Annotated in this window: 2 protein-coding genes; both read right to left on the reverse strand. The window is 49.4% G+C overall.

Translation table 11 applies throughout. From position 1 onward, the window contains the following. A partial coding sequence (locus ACF8D4_RS04820; protein WP_392464708.1) for a retention module-containing protein occupies positions 1–935 on the reverse strand: 935 nt, incomplete at its 3' end. Between the two features lie 252 nt (positions 936–1,187). Next, positions 1,188–2,949: type I secretion C-terminal target domain-containing protein (locus ACF8D4_RS04825; RefSeq protein WP_392468490.1), on the reverse strand; the 1,762-nt coding region annotated here is incomplete at its 5' end.

A 2,949-nucleotide genomic window follows, 5' to 3' on the forward strand; every position in this document is an offset into this window, starting at 1 on the left:
ACGGTGCCGGACGTCTGACCTGCCGCGATGGTGATGCTGGCGCCGTTGGACAGGGTCAGTACCAAGTCAGTTTCGGGGGCATTATTGACCGTGGCGGTATAGGTGATCTGGCCGCCTTCATTCACTTCAGCCGGGGCGGTCAGGGTGACCGTGGTGGTATCTATGGTGTCATTGACCTGAGTATCGACACTATTGCCGAGGTCCAAGTTTTCATAGTTGCCGCCCTGGGACTCAGTGACACCGACATTCAGTACTTCACTGTCCAAGTAGACATCATCGCTGGGGGCGTCGACGGTAACACTGCCTGAAGTTTGGCCAACAGGGATCACTATCGTTGCGCCGTTGGACAAGGTCAGAACCAAATCACTTTCCAGAGGAGCATTGTCTACAACAGCAGTGTAGGTAATGCTGCCACCCTCGTTGACTTGGGTTGGCGCCAACAAGGTTACAGTGCTGGGAGCAACTTGAGTCAACTCGAAGGTGTTTTGTGACAAGCCATCTTGCAGTGTAATGGCATCAGCTTCGACGCCCGCTGAATCGTAGCCACTGGCAGCCAGAGTTTCTGCCCCACTTCTTGCCAAGGAAACAAAGCCGGACGTCCCCTCATTCCCTTGAGCTCCACCGGCAGCAGTATCAGGCAATGAAGCGGTTGGATCTTCTCCCGCAGCGATAAGGGCCTGTAGCTGAGCAATTTCAGAATCTGTTGCAGAATCGGCACTTTGCAACGCTTCCTGAGGGACTTCAGCTTCACTTCCAAGACTGCTTCCGTCACTGAGCAAGAGCTCTATTTGTGCATCATTATCGACAAAAACTTCGCTTCCCTGCGCGACGAAGTCGCCCTGTTGTAGTGGCACTTGCTGGCCATTTGACATGACATAAGCCTTGCCATTCAAAGTCTTAACTTGACCATCTTGTGTAGTGATAAGTGCTTTCATGTCCCGCCCCCGGCGCTTGCAATATCCGTATCAATAAAGTTGCAGCCCAATAGGTTTGGGTTGCAAGTTGGCAAATAGTGTAAATCTCTTGGGTGCGATTTTAGATTAATTAGTTTCAAAGGTCAATTTTTTGACGCTATTTGCAAATTTGTTAATTTGCTGATTTAAAAGAAATATTTTTTACTGTTGATTAATAAAAAAACAGGAGCCTGCGGCTCCTGTTGATTCTATTGAAAAAATTATTGCTTAAGGTTAGGGAATTAATTGTTCCTCGGATGAATAAGTATAGTTAGGCTCTGGAAGAGAAGCCTGAACAACAGGTTGAGTGACCAACAATGCACCGTCGGAGATAAGGGATTGAATAATCACACCTTCATCTGTAGTTCCATACTCTGTGGACAGATCCACACCATTGAGAACTATGGTGACACTGTCCCCTCCGGCACCTGTTGTGTCGACACTTATGATGGTGTTGCCACCCACAAAGCTGAAGTCCAGGTAATCATCCAAAACCCCGTTTTCTTCATTGACCAAGATGTCTGATAAATCCAGTGCATCTGTGTTAGGGTCGAAGTTATAGACTTCATCAGTGCTGCCATCTGCAGACCCTGCATCCCAGATCAATATATCTCTGTCATTGTCTATACCTGCATCCAAGCGATCACTGCCGGGGCCGCCAACCAGATAGTCGGCACCTGTACCGCCAAAGATGTAGTCATTGCCGGCGCCACCCAGTAGTTGGTCATCACCTTCCAGACCATAGATGGTGTCATTTCCTTCGCGACCGACTATTTCATCGCTTTGGTTTGCCCCGGTGAGCGAGTCACTTTGAGTGCTACCAAAGATGAGATTATCTATGTCGTCGGTTCCTGTTACCGTAATGGCATCATCAGGTAGTAGCTCGTGAGTAAATACAGCTTGTACATACCTGGCCTGATAACTGCCTCCATCATTGTCGAAGTAAGTAATGGTCCATAGATCGCCTGCTTGGGCCGGATTCAAAGTCAGGTAGTCGGCGAGAGTTACTGAGTTATCCGATTCTTGCACTATCTGATCGTAGCTAATACTGGCCTTCATCAAGCCTGAATCCGCATCATAGAACCAAGTCTGTTCTACGCTATCGACGGGATCTGCCAACAGCACTATGAAGGTTATGCCGTTAATGGTAAGCCTGACTGAGACCTCCGTTTCCCGCTTGCTGCCCGCGGTAGTGTCAATGTCTCTCTCATCTCCGGGAATTGGAATGGCAAAGGGCGATTTCTGGTAATCGGTAAACAGATCCAGGCTACCATTGGCTGGAGCTAAATTAATGGCATCGGCGAATCCGCCACTGATACTGAGGACAGCATCTTGATCATTCCCTGAGGTCAAAGGCGATGAACCATCACCTATGGTGACACTTTCCCCTCCCAAGCTGTTACCCGGCACAGCATGGATGATGAAGTCGCCATCAACCTGATCTGTACCTGAGTTGACTGTGAAGGTCAGAGAAATATCCAGTTGTTCCTCTATATCACCGTTATCCCCCGGCATATAGACCAGACTGCCCAACTCTGTGGCAGATAAGGCCTCAGGATTGTTAAAGTCATACTGCACCAGCATCTGGATGTCTTCATCCCAATACCAAATGGAGCCTATCTCGGCGGTTTCCCCCGGATCGATAAACTCAAGGCTCAGGTTTGTGATGCTAATTTCATCAGTAGCATCTACATCGCTCGGTACATCAATGTTTAGCGGATAGCCGGCAAGATAAGGATCCGAGAGTTGCAACAGGGAGGCCGGAACCCAGATCTCTTTGGCAAATTCGCCTTCAACCGGGTCGTTGGTACCATTGATGGTGATTGTCACGGTTTCAGTGTCGGTGCCGCCGTTGCCGTCATCGACAGTGACATCAAAGCTCAGGGTGATGGTCTCGCCGACGGCGAGAAACTGCACCAGGCTGTTGGCAATGTCATAGCTCCAGCCGGAGTTATCGACACTGAAGCCGGCCGCCAGTGCATCCTGGGTGGCTTGA

Origin of the sequence: Shewanella sp. YQ_9, assembly GCF_043103185.1 — a bacterium.
Lineage (GTDB): Bacteria > Pseudomonadota > Gammaproteobacteria > Enterobacterales > Shewanellaceae > Shewanella > Shewanella algae.